This is a genomic window from Bizionia sp. M204, assembly GCF_023205095.1.
Classification (GTDB): domain Bacteria; phylum Bacteroidota; class Bacteroidia; order Flavobacteriales; family Flavobacteriaceae; genus Algorimicrobium; species Algorimicrobium hallyeonense.
Genome location: NZ_CP046242.1, coordinates 3,266,366 through 3,286,401 on the forward strand (window position 1 = coordinate 3,266,366; position 20,036 = coordinate 3,286,401).

A 20,036-nucleotide genomic window follows, 5' to 3' on the forward strand; every position below is an offset into this window, starting at 1 on the left:
TTATTCTTCTGGTGCAATACTTATAGTATCTGATTGCAGCATGTCAACATCTATTGGTTCTGGTCGTTCTTCTATTTCGGGTTCAACATCAGGAACGTCATCACCACCATAAAAGTGACTAAATAGATTTAAGAAATTTGAAAACGTCTTGGTTTCGGTTTTAGCAAATTCTTTATCATAGGTAATCACAACATCCACAATACTCTTATAGCGTTCAATATCGGTATAAATTTTCTCGAACACATAGCGTTGCTGCTCTTCATCAAGCTTGCTATAATAGGTCAAGTTTTCTTGATATTTTTCAGCGACATCCATAAAGAGCTTACGTGCCTTCTCTTGAGAATCAACCTCATAATAAGCACTAATATAGGGTTCTAACAAGGTATAATAACCAAAGTAATCTACTGGCATATTATCCATAGCAATGTCAGCAATCTCTTCGGCTTTTTCTGGTTGATCTTCATTAATTAATTGTTCAATTAAACGGGCAAGATTTCCGCGATAGGTAATGGAGTTTTTACGTGTTTCCACATCGTGATAAATATCGGGACTTCCGCTATTTCCCCAATCCCAGTTTTTAACCTTGTTATACATAAAATCACTGTCAACGCGACCCATATCGAAAGGATTGGCTCTGTTAACTGGTGTTTTTATTGGAACTAATTTATAAACCATGCCATCTAATTGTAAGTAATCTTTCATCCAGATGTAATCGTCGTTTCCAAAAGCACCACCTGTAAAATAAATAGGACGTTTCCAGTCGTTGGTAGCAATGATATCCAACATTAACAAACGATTTTTATAAATGGCACCATCGGTAATTCTGATATCCACATAGTCTTCAATTTTATCGGCATCCTTCTCTTTAACGATACCGTATTTCAAGACATTTTCTTTGTTTACTGGCACGCGAATATTTTCAACTGGAAAATAATTCGACTTCTGATATTGAATCGGATAATAACTTGGGTCCTCGCCTCGCATTTGTAAAATGTAACTCATTTTTGTTTTCGGATTATCACTGCTAACGAAATCCATAAAGTCCTTAATAAGCAAGGTATCCTTGTTCATAACGGGTTGCAGTCTTCCTTGTGCATCTCTATATTCAATTTGTTTAGGAACATAGTCGCGCGTACCCGAACGGTATTGTTCATGTGTTAATGTTGAAGGAATAGGGTCACTATCATACGCTTTACGTTTCATTTGGTCTATATACCAATCCGTTTGGAATAAACTGGTGTTTACTACACGAACATCGGTTCTGTAGCCTTCAATTTCTTGGGCATACCATAACGCGAAGGTATCATTATCACCAATGGAGAATAAAATACCGTTTTCTTCACAAGAATCCAGATACATTTTTGCCATGGCACGCGCTGTATATTTATCAGAACGGTCATGATCATCCCAGTTATTAGCCGCTAAAATTCCTGGAACAAGAATTAGACATAAAATGGTAACGGCTGGCGCTAAGGCTTTCGATTTGATTTTTGTTTTAAGCATATCCACTATAGCATAAACACCAAAACCTATCCACAGCGCAAACACGTAAAAGGAGCCAACTAAAGAATAATCTCGTTCTCGTGGTTCAAACGGTCTCACATTGGTATACACTTGAATGGCTAATCCTGTAAATAGGAAGAAAACCAACATCACCCAGAATAGTTTTTTATCTTTATTGTAAAGAAAGAATAAACCTATGACGCCAAGTATAAAAGGTAAGAAGAAATAGGTGTTTCGCGCTTTGTTGTTTTTTACATCGCTAGGTAAATCGGTTTGTGGTAGTCCTAAATGCCATTCGTCAATAAACCCAATGCCACTTAACCAGTTGCCATTAAAATCATCAAGTTTCCCTTGAACATCATTTTGGCGTCCTACAAAATTCCACATAAAATAACGCCAATACATATAGCCTAATTGGTATTCTAGCATATAGGCAACATTGCTTCCTAATGACGGTTTTTCTACATCAATAATCTGACTATTTTGACTCAAAAATTTGTGGTAATCCTCATAATCTACCATGCCGTTGGCAATTTCATTTTTGAAGTTGTTAACGGCAGCGCGAAGCTCGTTATCCATTTGGTATTCAGGTTTCAGTTTGAAATCCAAATACCCAGTAAAAATCATATAATTTTCAGCATTTTCGCCACTCCACATACGTGGTAGAATGGAGGCGTGTTCCGAATTGTAATTCTGGCGAGCTTTTTCCCAGTCGTTTATAATAACGTACTTTCCAGTTTTTAAGTCTTTTTCGTAGTTTGGCTTGTCATCAATATACGGTTCGTTTTCGTCTAAACCAGAATATTGATCGGTAAATTGTGGTCCATAAAACAAATGGGTTTCGGGATATTGTTCTAAATTATAATAAGCCAGAAGTTCGCGTGCATCACTAGGGTCGTTTTCATTAATTACCACATCGGCATTGGCACGAATAGGTAGCATAAGCCATGACGAAAAACCTATTATAACAAAGGTAATACAAAGTAAACCGGTATTAAGATGTTTGTAATTTTTGTTATGTGTATATTTTAATCCGAAATAAACTAATGCAATCAATGCAATACTAGCAAAGATAGTTCCCGAGTGAAATGGTAATCCGAAGGAATTGACGAAGAAAATTTCAGTTGCACTAAAAATACGTAGAATATTAGGTGCTAATAATTTAAAGATAAAAAGTAGAATAGCTATAGATACTACATTGGCAATAATGAAGTTTTTTATAGTAACCGTTTTATAATTTTTGAAATAATAAATTAATCCAATAGCAGGAATGGTTAATAATCCCATAAAGTGAACACCAAAGGACAGTCCAATAATAAAAGCTATTAGAATGAGCCAACGGTTTCCTCTAGGGTTGTCCATATCACGTTCCCAACGAAGGCCAAGCCAGAATAAAACAGACATAATTAAAGTGGCCATGGCGTAAACTTCCGTTTCAACGGCATTAAACCAAAACGAATCGGTAAATGTAAACGCTAAACTTCCTACTAAGGCACTCCCTAAAATTGCAATTTTTTGAGTTTTGTTAAGTGTCTCTGCTTCGCCAACTAACTTTCTTAATAAAAGTGTGATGGTAAAAAACATGAATAAAATAGTAAATGCACTTGCTACCGCACTCATCATATTTAGCATAAAACCAACTTGCGAAGGCTCCAAAGCAAACATAGAAAAGAAGGCACCAAACATTTGAAACAGTGGTGCTCCAGGTGGATGGCCAACTTGTAATTTGGCTGATGTTAGGATGTATTCACCTGCATCCCAAAAGCTTACAGTTGGCTCAACTGTTAGTCCGAATGTGATGAATGCGACTAAAAAAGCGAACCATCCTAAAATAGTATTCCACTTTTTAAAGCTAATATGTGTCATGTAATTGCAATTTTTAGATGAGGCGAATTTAACAATAAATATCAAATTTGACATGCTTTTAAGGAAACGTTAAGTATTTAGATAATTTTTTATTCAAAAAATGCTTGCGCAAATAAATAATTGTTTTAAATTTGCATCCTCAATACGAGATTGGCCTATGGTGTAACTGGTAACACGTTGGTTTTTGGTACCAAAGAGTCTAGGTTCGAGACCTAGTGGGCCAACTAGTTAAAGAGAATCCTAATCATTTTTATGGTTAGGATTTTTTGATTTTAGTCGGTAATGATTAATGTGCTTCTTTTTTTTAATAGAAACTAATCATGCGCTTTGCTGACTGTAGAATCATAATTTAAACAAAAAGCCTCCGATTAATTCGGAGGCTTTCATGGTTATATAACTTTTTGGTCATTATATTTTAAAAGTAACCACTGGTCGTTTGGCGTGGTTTACTAAGTCTTCGCTAATACTGCCATTGAAGAAATGAGCAATACCTTGTCTGCCGTGTGTACTAATACCTATTAAATCGGCTCCCACAACGTGCGAGAAGTTTAAGATTCCTTTTTCAACGCTGTCATCATTATATATGGAAATGGTGTAATTTTCAAAGTCATTACCCGATATAAAATCTAATATTCTGCCTTTAGCGACATCTGTCGTTACAAAGTTGTTAGCGGTATTTACAAATAGTAAATGAATTTTTGCGTCTAAAGCTTCCGCTAATTTAATAGCTTGTTTGTATGTTCCTTTATTATCATTTTTAAAATCTGAAGCAAAAACAAAATCGTTTATTTCAAAATTGTCATGCTCGTTTTTAATCACGAGAACAGGTGATTCAGCAGTTCTCACCACTTTCTCAGTGTTGGAACCAATAAACATTTCTTTAAAACCATTGGCACCATGAGAACCCATAACAATTAAGTCAATTCCATGTTCCTTACAGGTGTTTGTAATGCCTGTAAATGTTTGATTAAAATCTACTGTTTCGTGAACAACTATATCATTTAAGTAATCTTGAGACATCGTTTTTTCAAATTTTTGATGCGCTAATTTCATAAAAAACATGGCTTCGGGTAACTCACTATAGTGGCTTAAAGCATCCACCTGATCTAATGGAAGCTCCAACATGTGGAGTAAATAAATTTCACTATCATGTTTTTTTGCTAATTGAGCGGCGACTTTTAAAGCCTGTTCTGCTTCTTTTGAAAAATCGGTAGGAACAAGAATTTTTTTCATAGGATGGTTTTTTTTATCTGTTGGTTTCAATCACTAATTTAAGAATAAAAATTGATATTTCATTCATTATGGAATTCAATAAAATTATTGTATATTTGCAGCGTTGTAAGAAAAAGAATAAATGAGGGGACCTGAAGTCCCCTCTTTTTATACCAATTTTTTGTATCAAATATGTTAAGAAAAACTGTAGAAACCTTATTGAATGATGCCCTTGAGGAGCGAGAAGATTTATTTCTAATCGATTTTACCATGGGCGAAGACAATTCTATTTCAATTATTATAGATGGCGATCATGGTGTAACCGTTGATGATTGCGTGTTTATTAGTCGTGCTATTGAGCATAATATTGATCGAGAAGAACATGATTTTTCATTAGAAGTAGCTTCAGGAGGTGCAACAGCGCCTTTAGTTCATACCAGACAATACAAGAAAAACATTGGTAGAGATTTAGAAATTAGAACAAAAGAAGAAGAAGTAACCGGCCAGCTTACAAAAGCAACCGATACACACATTACTTTAGCGTGGAAGGCAAGAGAGCCGAAACCTGTAGGTAAAGGAAAAGTAACAGTACAAAAAGAGGCAGAAATAGCCTATCAAGATATTGTAGAAGCAAAAGTTATGATAAAATTTTAATTCAAAGAGAGATATGGAGAATCTTGCGTTAATTGACTCATTTTCGGAGTTTAAAGACGATAAATTAATCGATCGTGTAACGTTAATGGCGATTTTAGAAGACGTTTTTAGAAACGCCCTTAAGAAGAAGTTTGGTGATGATGATAATTTTGATATTATTATTAATCCAGATAAAGGCGATTTAGAAATATGGAGAAATCGTATAGTTGTTGCAGATGGTGAAGTAGAAGAGCCAAATCAAGAAATTTCATTATCGGAAGCTCGAAAAATTGAGCCAGATTTTGAAGTAGGTGAAGACGTATCAGAAGAAGTAAAACTAATTGATTTAGGACGTCGTTCAATATTAGCATTAAGACAAAACTTAATTTCTAAAATACACGAACACGATAACACGAATATCTATAAGCAATTTAAAGATTTAGTTGGTGAAATTTATACAGCAGAAGTGCATCATATTCGTCACAGAGCTGTAATTTTGTTAGATGATGATGGGAATGAAATTATTCTTCCAAAAGAAAAACAAATTCCTTCAGATTTCTTTAGAAAAGGAGATAACGTTCGTGGTATTATAGAAAGTGTTGAGCTTAAAGGTAATAAGCCAGCTATTATTATGTCTAGAACAGCGCCTGTATTTTTAGAGAAGTTGTTTGAGCAGGAAATACCAGAAGTTTTTGATGGTTTAATTACAATTAAAAATGTGGTGCGTATTCCAGGAGAGAAAGCCAAAGTAGCGGTGGACTCTTATGATGATAGAATAGATCCAGTTGGAGCTTGTGTAGGTATGAAAGGTTCTAGAATTCACGGAATTGTTCGCGAATTAGGAAACGAAAATATTGACGTTATTAATTACACAAGCAACTTGCAATTATATATTACAAGAGCATTAAGTCCAGCACGTGTAACATCCATCAAAATTGATGAAGAAAACAAACGTGCCGAAGCTATATTAAAACCAGAAGAGGTTAGTAAAGCCATTGGACGTGGTGGTCATAACATCCGTTTAGCAGGCCAATTAACGGGCTACGAGATTGATGTATTTAGAGAGGGAGCTGAGGAAGATGTGGAATTATCAGAATTCCGCGATGAAATTGAACCTTGGATTATTAAAGAATTTAGTAAAGTTGGTTTAGATACAGCTAAGAGTATACTAGAACAAGATGTTCAGGACTTGGTTAAGAGAACCGATTTAGAAGAAGAAACAATTATTGAAATAATTAGAATTCTTAAAGAAGAATTCGAAGATTAACATATATTAGGTTATATTAAAGGCGATTTATGGCTGAAACAATTAGATTAAATAAAGTATTACGTGAGCTAAACATTTCTTTAGATCGTGCTGTAGAATTTTTAGATTCTAAAGGCATTGAAATAGAGAAACGTCCGACAACAAAAATTTCTCAAGAAACTTTTGATGTGCTTTCCAATGAATTTCAAACCGATGCTAATAAAAAAATGGCATCTCAAGAAGTTAGTGAAGCCAAGCAGAAGGAAAAAGAGGCATTAAGGATTCAGCGTGAACAAGAAATTGAGGTTAAGGAAAAGGAGAAAGCAGAACGTGAAGCACTAGCTAAAGCTAAAGAAGCGGAAGTAGTAAAAGCGAAATCTACACTTTCAGGCCCAAAACAAGTGGGTAAAATCGATTTAGATGCTGATAAGAAAAAAGCGACTAAACCAAAAGAAGACGCACCTGTTGCCACTCCAGAGGTTAAAGCTAAAGAGGCTCCAAAATCTGAAGAAAAACCTAAAGCTGAAGACGCGAAGAAACCAGAGGTTAAAGCAAAGAAAGAAGACACGCCATCTTCTAAACCTGCTGATAAACCAAAAGCAGAGTCGCCAAAAGCAGAGACGCCAAAAGCTGAAACACCTAAAAAGGATGATTCTAAAGCGGACACGCCAAAAGTAGACACTCCAAAAACGGAAGCGACTACTGATCCTGATGCACCTATAGATGAGCGCTTAAAAACACAGTATCAAAAACTATCTGGACCGAAAATTGCTGGTGAAAAAATAGATTTATCACAATTTAAAAAGCCCAAGAAAAAGACGGATAATAAAACGTCAGATCCTAAAAAGAAACGTCGCCGAATTAGTAAAGCTGGAGGACCAGGTTCTACAGGTTCTGGTACACCAAGAACAGGTGGTAACGACCGATTTAAAGGTAAATCAGCTGCTGGAAAAGGACGACGCAATATAGTTAAAGAAGAACCTAGTGAGGAAGAAGTACAAAAACAAGTACGTGAAACACTAGAGAAGCTTCAAGGTAAATCAAGCAAAGGTAAAGGTGCTAAATACCGTCGTGATAAGCGAGATCAGCATCGTGAACAAACCGAAAAAGATTTACAAGCAGAACAAGCAGATAGTAAAATTCTGAAAGTAACAGAGTTCGTTACAGCTAGTGAAGTAGCTACCATGATGGATGTTCAAGTAACACAAATTATCTCGGCATGTATGTCTTTAGGTATGATGGTTACCATGAACCAACGTTTAGATGCTGAAACTTTAGCTATTGTAGCTGATGAATTTGGTTATGAGGTAGAATTTATTACTGCTGGTATTGAGGAGTCTATTGAAGTTGTAGAAGATAAGCCAGAAGATTTAATAGAACGTGCACCAATAGTTACGGTTATGGGTCACGTAGATCACGGTAAAACATCCCTATTAGATAATATTCGTCAAGAAAATGTTATAGCGGGTGAGTCTGGAGGTATTACGCAACATATTGGAGCCTATGGTGTTCAGTTAGAAAGTGGTCAGAAAATTGCATTTTTAGATACACCAGGTCACGAGGCCTTTACAGCCATGCGTGCTCGTGGAGCTCAAGTAACAGATATTGCTATTATTGTTATTGCTGCGGATGATGCTATTATGCCACAGACAAAGGAAGCAATTTCTCATGCGCAGGCAGCAGGTGTCCCAATTGTATTTGCAATTAACAAAGTAGACAAACCAAGTGCAAACCCAGAAAAAGTAAAAGAAGGATTAGCACAAATGAACTTGTTAGTAGAAGATTGGGGAGGGAAAATTCAATCTCAAGATATTTCGGCTAAAACAGGGCTTGGTGTTAAAGAATTACTAGAAAAAGTGTTGTTGGAAGCTGAACTATTAGAGTTGAAAGCAAATCCTAATAAACGTGCAGTTGGAACCGTTGTCGAGGCATTCCTTGATAAAGGTCGTGGTTATGTATCCACTATTTTAGTTCAAGCAGGAACCTTAAAAATTGGTGACTATGTATTGGCTGGTAAAAATAGTGGTAAGATAAAAGCCATGCAAGATGAACGCGGTCATGAAGTAAAAGAAGCTGGTCCATCAACGCCAGTATCTATTTTAGGATTAGATGGCGCACCTCAAGCAGGTGATAAATTTAATGTTTTTGAAGACGAACGTGAAGCGAAACAAATTGCTACCAAACGTACACAATTACAACGTGAACAATCGGTTCGTACACAACGTCATATTACATTAGATGAAATTGGACGTCGAATTGCTTTAGGAGATTTCCAAGAACTAAATATTATCCTTAAAGGTGATGTGGATGGTTCTGTGGAAGCCTTAACAGATTCGTTCCAGAAACTATCAACTGAAGAAATCCAAGTCAATATTATACATAAAGGTGTTGGACCTATCACGGAAAGTGATGTGTTACTAGCCTCTGCCTCAGATGCAGTAATTATAGGGTTTAATGTGCGTCCAATGGGTAATGCAAGAAGCATTGCTGATAAGGAAGAGATTGATATCCGCATGTACTCCATTATTTATGATGCCATTAATGATCTTAAAGATGCTATGGAAGGTATGTTATCTCCAGAGCTTAAAGAAGAAATTACGGGTACAGCTGAAATTAGAGAAATCTTTAAAGTATCTAAAATTGGAAGTATTGCAGGTTGTATGGTATTAACAGGTAAGATTTTTAGAAACTCTGGAATTCGTTTAATCCGTGATGGAGTGGTAGTTTACACAGGTGAATTGGCTTCATTAAAACGATTTAAAGATGATGTAAGAGAGGTTGCTAAAGGATACGATTGTGGTATGCAAATTAAAAACTACAACGATCTTAAGGAAGGCGATATCATTGAAGCTTACCATGAAGTAGAGGTTAAAAAGAAATTGAAATAAATTTTATTATATATCATAAAAAAGAGTGCCAATTGGCACTCTTTTTTGTTTAACACTTAACGCTCTGTTAGCCTTTGTTTCTATCCTTTTTCTTCGGTTTAAAACGGAAAGCATCATTAAACTCTTTTTTAATTTTTTCAAGTGCGCGATCGGCTTCCAAACGACTTCTAAAATTTCCAACCCAGACCTTATAGTTTGGGGTTTCATATTCTAAAATAGAAGTAATTTTATCAAATTTCGCATCAAATTTACTCATGGCAGAATTTGCCCCAGAGCGGTCACCGGAGTATATTTGAATCTTATAACGATCAGAATCGGTTTCAGAAACATTCATTTCTTTCTTTAAAGCCAATAAAGTATCTAATTCAGGTGCCTGATTGATAGTAATTGTGCCTTGTTGGGCATAAAATAAATTAACGGTAAGCATCATGCTTACTGTTATTAAGGGTTTGGAATATCGGTTCAATAAATTCATTTTCAATAGTATTTGATACAAATGTATAAGATTATAACTTAAAAGTACTTCAAATTATTATTTAGAATTTCTCTAAATTAGCAATTAACAGTTCTGTAACATTTCTAAAATCGACTTTAAATGTTACTTTTGCGAGAGATTTTATTATTGTATTTTTTTTCTTTTGTTAATTGAAAAAATCATACCAAAGTTTAGAAGTTAATTCAACCAATAATATGAAACAGGTGAATCACCGAAAATTAGGCAAGAACATTTTACGTTTAAGTTTAATTATTTTATTAGCATTTTCAACATCACTTTCGGCCCAAGAAGGTGATCCCGTAAACGGTAAATCTTTATTTAATGCCAACTGTGCTGCTTGTCATCAATTAGACAAGAAGATGACGGGTCCAGCCCTACGAAATGTAGAGCAACGACTAGCTGAAGCCGAAGGTCTTGACAGAGAGTGGTTAAGCAGTTGGATTCGTAATAGTTCAGCAATGGTTAAAGCTGGAGATCCGTACGCTAATAAAATATTCAATGAATATGGAGGTGCAGCCATGACGGCGTACCCACAATTATCTGATCAAGATATTAGTGATATTTTGGCCTATACTGCAGAGGAAGCGCCTGCTGCACCTGCGGGTGTTCAGATTGCAGACGCTGGTCAGAGCAGTGGATCAGATGGTGCAAGTATGTCCAATAAAGTTATCTTAGGTGCTTTGGCCGTGTTATTTGCTTTATTAGCAATGGCGCTCATTTTAGTAAGACAAACACTAAATCGTTTTGCAGAAGCAAAAGGTGTTGATATTTCAGAAACTAAAGGCACGCCAATCTGGAAAGCTTTTATTCAAAATCAATTTCTAGTATTGGTTTCTGTAGTTGTTTTGTTACTAGCAAGTGGTTACTTTGTGTTTGGTTACTTTATGCAAGTAGGTGTTGATCAAGGTTACCAACCAGTTCAGCCAATCCATTTTTCTCATAAAATTCATGCAGGTGATAATGGAATTGATTGTAAGTATTGTCACTCTTCAGCACGTGTTAGTAAAACATCTGGAATTCCATCATTAAATGTTTGTATGAACTGTCATAAATCCGTTTATGAAGTGGCGCCAGAAACTGCAACTGCAGAATACAGTAAAGAATTTTATGATGGTGAAATTAAAAAGCTTTATGCTGCCGTAGGTTGGGATGATGCTGACCAAAAGTATACAGGAGACACACAACCGGTTAAATGGGTGCGTATTCATAACTTACCAGACTTTGCTTACTTTAACCACTCGCAACACGTTTCAGTTGCCGGCATTGAGTGTCAAACATGTCATGGACCTGTGGAAGAAATGGAAATCATGTACCAACATTCGTCTCTAACTATGGGTTGGTGTATTAACTGTCACAGAGATACAAATGTTAAAGTAGAAGATAATGCATACTATACCAAAATTCACGAAGAATTATCTAAAAAGTATGGTGTTGATAAACTAACAGCTGCACAAATGGGCGGTCTGGAATGTGGTAAGTGTCACTACTAATTATTTAGTAGCTTCCACAAGCGTGGAAATCTCATAATAGGGATTTAAAACTTTAAATAAATTAATAAGAAGTAATTCAATTATATAATATGTCATCAAACAAGAAATACTGGAAAAGTGTTGAAGAGCTAAACGAGAATAGCTCAATTGTTGAGACGCTAAAACAAAACGAATTTGTTGAAGAGATTCCAACGGATGATTTTTTAGGAAATAAAGAATCGTTAGAAAGTTCTAAAACAACACGTCGTGATTTCTTAAAATATGTTGGTTTTAGCACAGCTGCTGCATCTTTAGCGGCTTGTGAAGGGCCAGTTATTAAGTCTATACCCTATGTGGTGCAACCAGAAGTAATTACTCCTGGAGTAGCAAACTACTACGCTACTACAATTGCGGATGGTTATGACTATGCGTCTGTTTTAGTAAAAACTCGTGAAGGTCGTCCAATTAAAATTGAAAATAATACACTAGCTACTGCTAATGGTCATGCAAATGCTAGAGTAAATGCTTCGGTTTTAGGATTGTACGACAGTATGCGAATTCAAGGTCCAATGAGAGCAGGCGAGCCTATTTCATGGAGTGAATTTGATGCGGAAGTTGGTCAGAAACTAACTAGTATAAGTGGTTCTGGAAAATCTATCGTGTTATTAACGCAAACGTATGCGAGTCCGTCAACTTCTAAAATAGTAAATGAATTTAAAGCAAAATTTGGAAATGTACGTCATGTGCAATATGATGCCATATCCGAATCAGCAGCTTTAGATGCTTATGAAGCTAATTATGGAGAACGTGGTTTAGCAAATTATGATTTTACAAAAGCCATGACAATTGTTTCCTTTGGAGCAGATTTTCTAGGTGATTGGCAAGGTGGCGGATTTGATTCTGGTTATGCAAAGAACAAGGTTCCTACTAATGGAAAAATGTCACGTCATATTCAGTTTGAATCAAATATGTCTTTAACTGGAGCTAATGCTGATAAACGTGTGTCTTTAACACCAAGCCAGCAAAAAGTAGCTTTAGCTAAATTATATAGTGCTGTAGCGGGAGGTTCTGTTTCAGGCGAATTACCACAGCATATTGAAGACGCTGTTCAAAAGGCAGCTTCTCAATTGAAAAAAGCAGGAAGTAAAGGTGTTGTTGTAACGGGTATTCAGGATGTGAATGCGCAAACCGTTGTTTTGGCAATCAATGAGTATTTAAATAGTCAAGCATTTGATCCAAACACACCTATTAAAATAAGACAAGGAAATGATAAGGCAGTCATGACTTTAGTTGCGGATATGAATGCAGGTAAAGTTGGTGCTATCATTATGAGTGGCGTTAATCCACTATATACATTACCAAATGCAGGAGATTTTTCTGAAGGGTTAAAGCAAACAGAACTATCTGTTTCTTTTACTATGAAAGCAGACGAAACTGCATTAGAGACCGAATATCAAGCAGCAGCACCACATTATTTAGAGTCTTGGGGTGATGTTGAGCTGAAAAAAGGTCATTATGCATTAATGCAACCCACCATTCGTCCGTTATTTGATACACGTCAGTTTCAAGAAGCTTTACTAAAGCTAATTGGTAGCGATTTATCGTATCATGATTATGTGAAGCAATCGTGGAATGAAAGTATTTTAGGTAATACTTCATTTAGTCAAGCATTGCATGATGGCGTGTATGTTGCAGGGTCGGCTTTAAAAAATGCTGACGGCCTTACGACAACAGAAACAACAACTTCTACCAACGAAAAGGATTCTAAAACTTGGGTTGGTGGTATTATAGAAGATGTTGCCGAAGGTATTGGTCTAACAGATAAGGAGGATGATGCAACTATGGTATCATCTACAACAACTACCACTACAAATGGAATTGCTGCGCCTGTAGCGGTTTCTGGTGGTGATGCAGCAAGACAATTGGGTGCAACGTCTACATCTAATGGATTAGAATTAGCCTTATACTCTAAAACATCAATGGGTGATGGGCAACAAGCCAATAACCCTTGGTTACAAGAAATGCCAGACCCAATAACAAGAACAACTTGGGACAACTATGTGACCGTTTCTCAAGCGGATGCTAAAGATTTAGGTATTAAAAACTGGCATGAAGCTGATGGTGGATTAAATGGTAGCGTTGTTGAAATTTCAGTAAATGGTGTAACAGTAACCGCTCCAGTAATTATTCAACCTGGACAAGCAAAAGGTTCTATAGGATTATCTTTTGGATATGGTCGTAGAGCTGGTTTAAAAGAAGAAATGCAAACAGGCGTAAATGCCTATCCATTATATATGGACTTTAATCCAACGCAAGTAAATGTATCTATGACTGTTTTAGGTGGCGAACATGAGTTTGCTTCTGTACAGCTTCATAATACATTAATGGGTCGTGGTGATATTATAAAAGAAACAACTTTAGAGGTATTTAATACTAAGGATAAGAAGTATTGGAATGTTATGCCGGTGGTTTCATTAAATCATCAAGAAACTCCAGTAACTTCTCCAGAAGTAGATTTATGGGATGAGTTTGACCGTTCAATTGGGCATCACTTTAACTTATCAATCGACTTAAACTCTTGTACAGGTTGTGGCGCATGTGTTATTGCTTGTCATGCTGAAAACAATGTGCCAGTTGTAGGTAAAGAAGAAATTCGTAAGAGTCGTGATATGCACTGGTTGCGTATTGATAGATATTATTCTTCAGAAGATACATTTGAAGGCGATAACACGAAAAAGAATGACACCAAAGGATTGGCAATTATTAATGCACTGGACGAAATGGAAACGGCTGCAGCTAATCCACAAGTAGCATTTCAACCAGTTATGTGTCAACATTGTAATCATGCACCTTGTGAAACGGTTTGCCCCGTTGCGGCAACATCACATGGTCGTCAAGGACAAAACCACATGGCTTATAACCGTTGTGTTGGAACACGTTATTGCGCAAATAACTGTCCTTATAAGGTGCGTCGTTTTAACTGGTTCTTATATAGCCAAAACGATGAGTTTGATTACCACATGAATGATGATTTAGGGCGTATGGTTTTAAATCCAGATGTTACTGTTCGTTCACGTGGTGTTATGGAAAAATGTTCAATGTGTATTCAAAAAACACAGAAAACTATTCTAGATGCTAAACGTGATGGTCGTGAAATTAAAGATGGTGAATTCCAAACAGCTTGTTCCGCGGCTTGTGGAACTGGCGCTATGGTTTTTGGCGACATAAACGATAAAGATAGTCAAGTTGCAAAACTTAAAGAAGATAATCGTATGTATCATTTGTTAGAGCACATAGGCACAAAACCAAATGTGATTTACCATACTAAAGTGAGAAATACAACCGAAGCATAATAAAACGAATTAAGAAAATAATTATAAAAGGATTATGGCGTCTCATTACGAAGCACCTATTAGAAGACCTTTAGTTACAGGGGAAAAATCATATCATGATGTAACAGTCGATGTGGCAAGACCTGTTGAAGGTAAAGCAAATAAATCTTGGTGGATTGTATTTTCAATTGCACTTATCGCTTTCCTTTGGGGAGTTGGGTGTATAATATATACAGTATCAACAGGTATTGGAACTTGGGGTTTAAATAAAACCGTAGGTTGGGCTTGGGATATTACTAACTTCGTTTGGTGGGTTGGTATTGGTCACGCAGGAACATTAATTTCTGCAGTACTTTTACTTTTCCGTCAGAAATGGAGAATGGCAATTAACCGTTCCGCAGAAGCAATGACAATTTTTGCCGTTGTTCAAGCAGGTTTATTCCCAATTATCCACATGGGTCGACCATGGTTAGCATATTGGGTATTACCAATTCCAAACCAATTCGGTTCCTTATGGGTTAACTTTAACTCTCCATTACTATGGGATGTATTCGCAATTTCAACGTATCTATCTGTTTCATTAGTATTCTGGTGGACAGGTTTACTACCAGATTTTGCTATGTTACGTGATAGAGCTGTCAAGCCTTTTCAAAAGAAAATTTATTCCTTATTAAGCTTTGGATGGACTGGTCGTGCAAAAGACTGGCAACGTTTTGAAGAAGTATCTTTGGTACTTGCAGGTTTAGCAACACCATTAGTACTTTCTGTACATACCATTGTATCCTTTGACTTCGCAACGTCGGTTATCCCAGGTTGGCATACAACCATTTTCCCTCCGTACTTTGTTGCAGGTGCAATTTTCTCTGGTTTTGCCATGGTAAATACCTTATTAATTATCATGCGTAAAGTAGCTAATTTAGAAGATTATATTACCGTTCAACATATTGAGTTAATGAACATCGTTATCATGCTTACAGGTTCTATTGTGGGTGTGGCTTACATAACGGAGTTATTTGTAGCTTGGTATTCTGGTGTGGAATATGAACAATACGCTTTCTTAAACAGAGCAACAGGACCTTACTGGTGGGCTTACCTATTCATGATGAGTTTTAATGTGTTCTCTCCACAGTTTATGTGGTTCAAGAAATTACGTACCAGTATTATGTTTTCATTCTTTATCTCTATTATCGTTAACATAGGTATGTGGTTTGAGCGTTTTGTAATTATTGTAACATCATTACACCGTGATTACTTACCATCTTCTTGGACAATGTTCTCACCAACATTTGTTGATATTGGAATATTTATTGGAACTATTGGGTTCTTCTTTGTGTTGTTCTTATTATATGCTAGAACATTCCCTGTAATTGCGCAAGCTGAAGTAAAAACAATCTTGAAATCATCAGGTGAGCGTTATAAGAATATTAGAGAGCGTGGAGATAGTCTTGTTGGAACCGGATCAGATGCTAGAACATCTGGTATTGTTAAAGCAAAACCAGTTTCACCTGTAGTGCCTCCAGTGGATCGCACAGAAAAAACAAAAAATCTGCTAGAAAACATTGGTAAGTTTGACCCAACAATTCAAACGGCTGATGACCTTCAAAAAATTAATGGTATTGGACCAAAGATGGAAGAAGTACTTAATAGTATCGGGATTTTCACATACTTGCAAGTAAGTAGAATGACGAAAATAGAATACGATTTGTTGGACGAAATTACAGGTTCATTCCCAGGAAGAGCCGAACGTGATGATTGGTCTGGACAAGCTAACCAAATAATAAACGAAGCGTAGATAATGGAAACATCAAAAGTAATTCACGCTATTTATACAGATGACGACGTATTAATGTTGGCTGTTAAAAGAGTTAAAGCTGAAAAGCATCATATTGAAGAAGTATTTACACCTTTTCCAGTTCACGGACTAGATAAAGCTATGGGATTAGCTCCAACGCGTTTGGCTATAACATCATTTATTTACGGCTGTATTGGTTTAGCAGTTTCTATAGTAATGATGAACTTTATAATGATTGAAGATTGGCCTCAAGATATTGGAGGAAAACCAAGTTTTAGTTATATTGAAAATATGCCAGCGTTTGTACCTATTATGTTTGAGTTAACGATATTTTTCGCTGCGCACCTAATGGTAATTACATTTTACTTACGTAGTAGGTTGTGGCCATTTAAAAACGCAGAAAATCCTGACCCAAGAACAACCGATGATCATTTCTTAATGGAAATTGCAATTCATAACAATCAACTTGAATTAGAAAATTTACTGAAAGAAACTGGTGCAGTTGAAATTAACATTGTTGAAAAAGTAGAAGCACATTAATATGAAGGCCTTAATAAAAATAACAATTATAGCATTAGTATTAGTAACGATTGTGTCGTGTAAAAATGATTCCTCTCGTAATTACGAATACATGCCAAATATGTATCAATCGGTTGGCTATGAAACGTATTCTGAAACTAGCGCATTTAGAAATGGTGTAGAAGCGCAATTGCCAGCAGAAGGATCAGTACCAAGAGGTCATATACCTTTTGATATTGATAATACTTTAGATGGTTTTAATGAAGCTAAAGCTACTTTAAAGAATCCTATAGACTCCCTCCAATTTGATAAGATAAGAGGAAAGGAACTTTATGATATTTACTGTGGAATTTGTCACGGAACTAAAGGTGATGGACAAGGCAATTTAGTGAAACGTGAAAAAATTCTTGGTATTCCAAGCTTTGACGATGTGGGAAGAGCTATAACCGAAGGTAGTATTTACCATACTATTTATTATGGTAAAAATGCCATGGGTTCATATGCTAACCAATTGAATGAGGAAGAGCGTTGGCAAGTAACCGCTTATGTATTAGAGTTGAAAGCCAATTTAGAAAAATAAGATAGATAAAGATTATATATAGATATGTACACATTCTCAAATAGATTAAAGACATTTTCTATTGCCCTAATTATAATTGGAGCAATAGGTGTTGTTTATGGTTTTATGACATCTCATAAATCTTTTGAAGACGTTGAAACGATGTTGGCTGCAGAAGCTGCACATGGTGGAGGACACGGAGAAGAGGCTGGACACGAAGTCGCTACAACACATGATATGACTACCGAAACGGCTGCCCACGGTGACGCTTCAGAAAGTCATGTGGACGAACACAAAAAACATGTAGAACATGTACAACATCAAATGGCAAACAGACCTTGGTCTGCATTGTATGTTGCGGCATTTTTCTTCTTTATGATTGCGTTAGGTGTTTTGGCTTTTTATGCAATTCAGTTTGCATCTCAAGCGGGTTGGTCACCAGTTCTCTATAGAGTCATGGAAGGACTTACAGCTTATGTGTTACCAGGTGGTTTAATTGTATTAGCTATTGCAGTAGCATCAGGTACAATTGGTCATTACAACTTATTTATATGGATGGATCCAGAGGTGGTAGCTCAAGATAAATTAATTCAAGGAAAAGAAAGTTATTTAAACTTACCTTGGTTTATTATTAGAGGCTTAATATTTATTGCGGGATGGAGTTTATACAGACATTTTGCGCGTAAATTTTCAATCGCTCAGGATCAGGCAGAACCAGGTGATAATCGTAATTTTAAAAAATCATTTCGAATTGCCGCTGCATTCCTAGTATTTTATATTTATACAGAATCAATAATGTCTTGGGACTGGATAATGAGTGTGGACCCACACTGGTTTAGTACCTTGTTTGGATGGTATGTTTTTGCTAGTATGTTTGTAAGTGGTATTACCGTTATTGCTTTAATGTCTATTTACTTAAAATCTAGAGGGTACTTACCGTTTGTAAACGATAGTCATCTACACGATTTAGCCAAGTTTATGTTTGGTATTAGTATTTTCTGGACATACTTATGGTTCTCACAGTTTATGCTAATCTGGTATTCAAATATTCCAGAAGAGGTAACATACTTTGTAACAAGATTCCAAGATTACCAATTGCCATTTTTAGGAATGGTAGCTATGAATTTTATTTTCCCATTATTACTTTTAATGAATAGTGATTACAAACGTATTCCATGGTTTGTTGTTATGGGTGGTATTGTTATCTTAGCAGGTCATTATTTAGATATATTTGTAATGATTATGCCAGCAACAGTTGGTGACAGATGGTTTATTGGAATTCCTGAAATAAGTGCTATTTTGTTATTTGCTGGTTTGTTTATGTTAGTCGTATTTACGTCATTAACAAAAGCACCACTATTAGCAAAAGGAAATCCATTTATGAAAGAAAGTGAACATTTCCATTATTAAAAATTAATTAAAGTAGAGAAAAGACAATGACAGCTTTTTTAACAATTATAATAGTTCTTTTTATTGCTATTGCTATTTGGCAAATGGTAAAAATATTTGATCTGGCACAAGTAGGTGTAACAGATAATCAAGTAGCAAATGAGACAGATAATAAAATGAATGCGTATTTAATGATAGGTTTTCTAATCTTCATTTATGCTATCACAATCGTTTGTTTCGTTCTATGGGGTGATTTACCATTAATGTCTAATTCAGCATCTGAACACGGATCTGAAATTGATAACTTAATGATTATCTCTATGATCGTTATCTTTATCGTTCAAACTATCACACAATTCTTATTACACTTTTTTGCTTATAAGTACCGTGGAGAAAAAGGTAAAAAAGCATTATACTATGCGGATAATAATACATTAGAAGCTATTTGGACTATTATTCCTGTTATTGTTTTAGCGGGATTAATTATCTATGGTTTATTTACTTGGACCAGTATTATGAATGTTAATGAAGATGACGACCCTTTAATTGTCGAACTATATGCACAACAGTTTAACTGGAAAGCGCGATATGGAGGAAACGATAATACACTTGGAAAAGCCAATGTACGTTTAATTGATATTGATAAAGCAAACATTTTAGGAGTAGATGAGTCAGATCCAAATGCTCAAGATGATGTTATTACTTCAGAATTGCATTTACCTGTAGGTAGACCGGTATTAATTAAAATGCGTTCACAGGATGTTCTGCATTCAGCTTATATGCCACACTTTAGAGCGCAAATGAACTGTGTTCCAGGTATGATTACGCAATTTGGTTTTACACCAACAGTTACAACAGCTGATATGAGGTTAACACCAGAAATGATTAAAAAGGTGGACAACATTAATGAAATTCGTGAAGAAAAAAATAAAGAATTAGCAGCTAAAGGTGAAGCACCTTTGGATCCTTACGAATTTGATTATCTAGTATTATGTAACAAAATTTGCGGTAAGTCACATTACAACATGCAAATGAAAATAGTAGTAGAAACCCAAGAAGAATACGACGCTTGGATGGCAGAACAAAAAGAATTTAAAGATTCTTTAATTAAGTAAATAAAAACGGTTTTAAA

General features: G+C 35.8%; 13 protein-coding genes and 1 tRNA gene. 11 read left to right on the forward strand and 3 right to left on the reverse strand.

Features of this window, described 5'->3' with window-relative positions:
- The gene (locus GMA17_RS14955; protein WP_248397585.1) at positions 1–3,369 is read right to left on the reverse strand and encodes a protein O-mannosyl-transferase family; all 3,369 of its coding nucleotides are present in this window, start codon (positions 3,367–3,369) and stop codon (positions 1–3) included.
- A 151-nt stretch (positions 3,370–3,520) separates the two neighbouring features.
- On the opposite strand from GMA17_RS14955, the gene GMA17_RS14960 reads away from it, so the two are divergent.
- Positions 3,521–3,593, forward strand: a tRNA-Gln gene (locus GMA17_RS14960).
- A 184-nt stretch (positions 3,594–3,777) separates the two neighbouring features.
- Here the strand turns inward: GMA17_RS14960 and GMA17_RS14965 are convergent.
- On the reverse strand, positions 3,778–4,602 hold the full coding sequence (locus tag GMA17_RS14965; protein WP_248397587.1) for a universal stress protein: 825 nt from the start codon (positions 4,600–4,602) through the stop codon (positions 3,778–3,780).
- Positions 4,603–4,773: 171 nt separating this feature from the next.
- Between GMA17_RS14965 and rimP the strand changes: the two genes are divergently transcribed.
- The 3 genes from rimP to infB are packed head-to-tail and all read left to right on the forward strand — an operon-like array spanning position 4,774 to position 9,348.
- Positions 4,774–5,235: a ribosome assembly cofactor RimP gene (rimP, locus tag GMA17_RS14970; RefSeq protein WP_248397589.1), complete on the forward strand. Its 462-nt coding sequence runs from the start codon at positions 4,774–4,776 to the stop codon at positions 5,233–5,235.
- Between the two features lie 13 nt (positions 5,236–5,248).
- Positions 5,249–6,481 carry a transcription termination factor NusA gene (gene nusA / locus GMA17_RS14975; RefSeq protein WP_066249059.1) on the forward strand — a complete coding sequence of 411 codons (1,233 nt, stop codon included), beginning with the start codon at positions 5,249–5,251 and terminating at the stop codon, positions 6,479–6,481.
- 29 nt (positions 6,482–6,510) lie between these two features.
- Entirely contained in the window at positions 6,511–9,348 is a 2,838-nt protein-coding gene (gene infB / locus GMA17_RS14980; RefSeq protein ID WP_248397591.1) for a translation initiation factor IF-2, read from the forward strand.
- Positions 9,349–9,415: 67 nt separating this feature from the next.
- Here infB and GMA17_RS14985 read toward each other — a convergent pair whose 3' ends face one another.
- Positions 9,416–9,823 carry an SPOR domain-containing protein gene (locus tag GMA17_RS14985; protein ID WP_248397593.1) on the reverse strand — a complete coding sequence of 136 codons (408 nt, stop codon included), beginning with the start codon at positions 9,821–9,823 and terminating at the stop codon, positions 9,416–9,418.
- A gap of 215 nt (positions 9,824–10,038) precedes the next feature.
- On the opposite strand from GMA17_RS14985, the gene GMA17_RS14990 reads away from it, so the two are divergent.
- From GMA17_RS14990 to GMA17_RS15020, 7 genes are all read left to right on the forward strand, one after another.
- Complete coding sequence (locus GMA17_RS14990; RefSeq protein ID WP_248400693.1) at positions 10,039–11,334, forward strand: c-type cytochrome; 1,296 nt, start codon at positions 10,039–10,041, stop codon at positions 11,332–11,334.
- 89 nt (positions 11,335–11,423) lie between these two features.
- Entirely contained in the window at positions 11,424–14,666 is a 3,243-nt protein-coding gene (locus GMA17_RS14995) for a TAT-variant-translocated molybdopterin oxidoreductase (RefSeq protein ID WP_248397595.1), read from the forward strand.
- A gap of 34 nt (positions 14,667–14,700) precedes the next feature.
- Entirely contained in the window at positions 14,701–16,437 is a 1,737-nt protein-coding gene (nrfD, locus tag GMA17_RS15000; protein WP_248397597.1) for an NrfD/PsrC family molybdoenzyme membrane anchor subunit, read from the forward strand.
- 3 nt (positions 16,438–16,440) lie between these two features.
- Positions 16,441–16,977, forward strand: a complete 537-nt coding sequence (locus tag GMA17_RS15005; RefSeq protein ID WP_066248140.1) for a DUF3341 domain-containing protein — start codon at positions 16,441–16,443, stop codon at positions 16,975–16,977.
- A 1-nt stretch (position 16,978) separates the two neighbouring features.
- Positions 16,979–17,536, forward strand: a complete 558-nt coding sequence (locus GMA17_RS15010; RefSeq protein ID WP_248397599.1) for a cytochrome c — start codon at positions 16,979–16,981, stop codon at positions 17,534–17,536.
- Positions 17,537–17,560: 24 nt separating this feature from the next.
- Positions 17,561–18,925 (forward strand): quinol:cytochrome C oxidoreductase, encoded by a 1,365-nt coding sequence (locus GMA17_RS15015; RefSeq protein ID WP_248397601.1) that lies wholly within the window; start codon positions 17,561–17,563, stop codon positions 18,923–18,925.
- A 26-nt stretch (positions 18,926–18,951) separates the two neighbouring features.
- A complete protein-coding gene (locus tag GMA17_RS15020) occupies positions 18,952–20,019 on the forward strand; it encodes a cytochrome c oxidase subunit II (protein WP_248397603.1) in 1,068 nt (355 codons plus the stop codon).
- Positions 20,020–20,036 lie beyond the last annotated feature (17 nt).

What these genes read in the sequence shown, in the direction of transcription:
- GMA17_RS14955 (WP_248397585.1), bottom strand. Translation starts at nt 3,369, where the DNA reads ATGACACATATTAGCTTTAAAAAGTGGAATACTATTTTAGGATGGTTC.
- GMA17_RS14965 (WP_248397587.1), bottom strand. Translation starts at nt 4,602, where the DNA reads ATGAAAAAAATTCTTGTTCCTACCGATTTTTCAAAAGAAGCAGAACAG.
- rimP (WP_248397589.1), top strand. Translation starts at nt 4,774, where the DNA reads ATGTTAAGAAAAACTGTAGAAACCTTATTGAATGATGCCCTTGAGGAG.
- nusA (WP_066249059.1), top strand. Translation starts at nt 5,249, where the DNA reads ATGGAGAATCTTGCGTTAATTGACTCATTTTCGGAGTTTAAAGACGAT.
- infB (WP_248397591.1), top strand. Translation starts at nt 6,511, where the DNA reads ATGGCTGAAACAATTAGATTAAATAAAGTATTACGTGAGCTAAACATT.
- GMA17_RS14985 (WP_248397593.1), bottom strand. Translation starts at nt 9,823, where the DNA reads ATGAATTTATTGAACCGATATTCCAAACCCTTAATAACAGTAAGCATG.
- GMA17_RS14990 (WP_248400693.1), top strand. Translation starts at nt 10,039, where the DNA reads ATGAAACAGGTGAATCACCGAAAATTAGGCAAGAACATTTTACGTTTA.
- GMA17_RS14995 (WP_248397595.1), top strand. Translation starts at nt 11,424, where the DNA reads ATGTCATCAAACAAGAAATACTGGAAAAGTGTTGAAGAGCTAAACGAG.
- nrfD (WP_248397597.1), top strand. Translation starts at nt 14,701, where the DNA reads ATGGCGTCTCATTACGAAGCACCTATTAGAAGACCTTTAGTTACAGGG.
- GMA17_RS15005 (WP_066248140.1), top strand. Translation starts at nt 16,441, where the DNA reads ATGGAAACATCAAAAGTAATTCACGCTATTTATACAGATGACGACGTA.
- GMA17_RS15010 (WP_248397599.1), top strand. Translation starts at nt 16,979, where the DNA reads ATGAAGGCCTTAATAAAAATAACAATTATAGCATTAGTATTAGTAACG.
- GMA17_RS15015 (WP_248397601.1), top strand. Translation starts at nt 17,561, where the DNA reads ATGTACACATTCTCAAATAGATTAAAGACATTTTCTATTGCCCTAATT.
- GMA17_RS15020 (WP_248397603.1), top strand. Translation starts at nt 18,952, where the DNA reads ATGACAGCTTTTTTAACAATTATAATAGTTCTTTTTATTGCTATTGCT.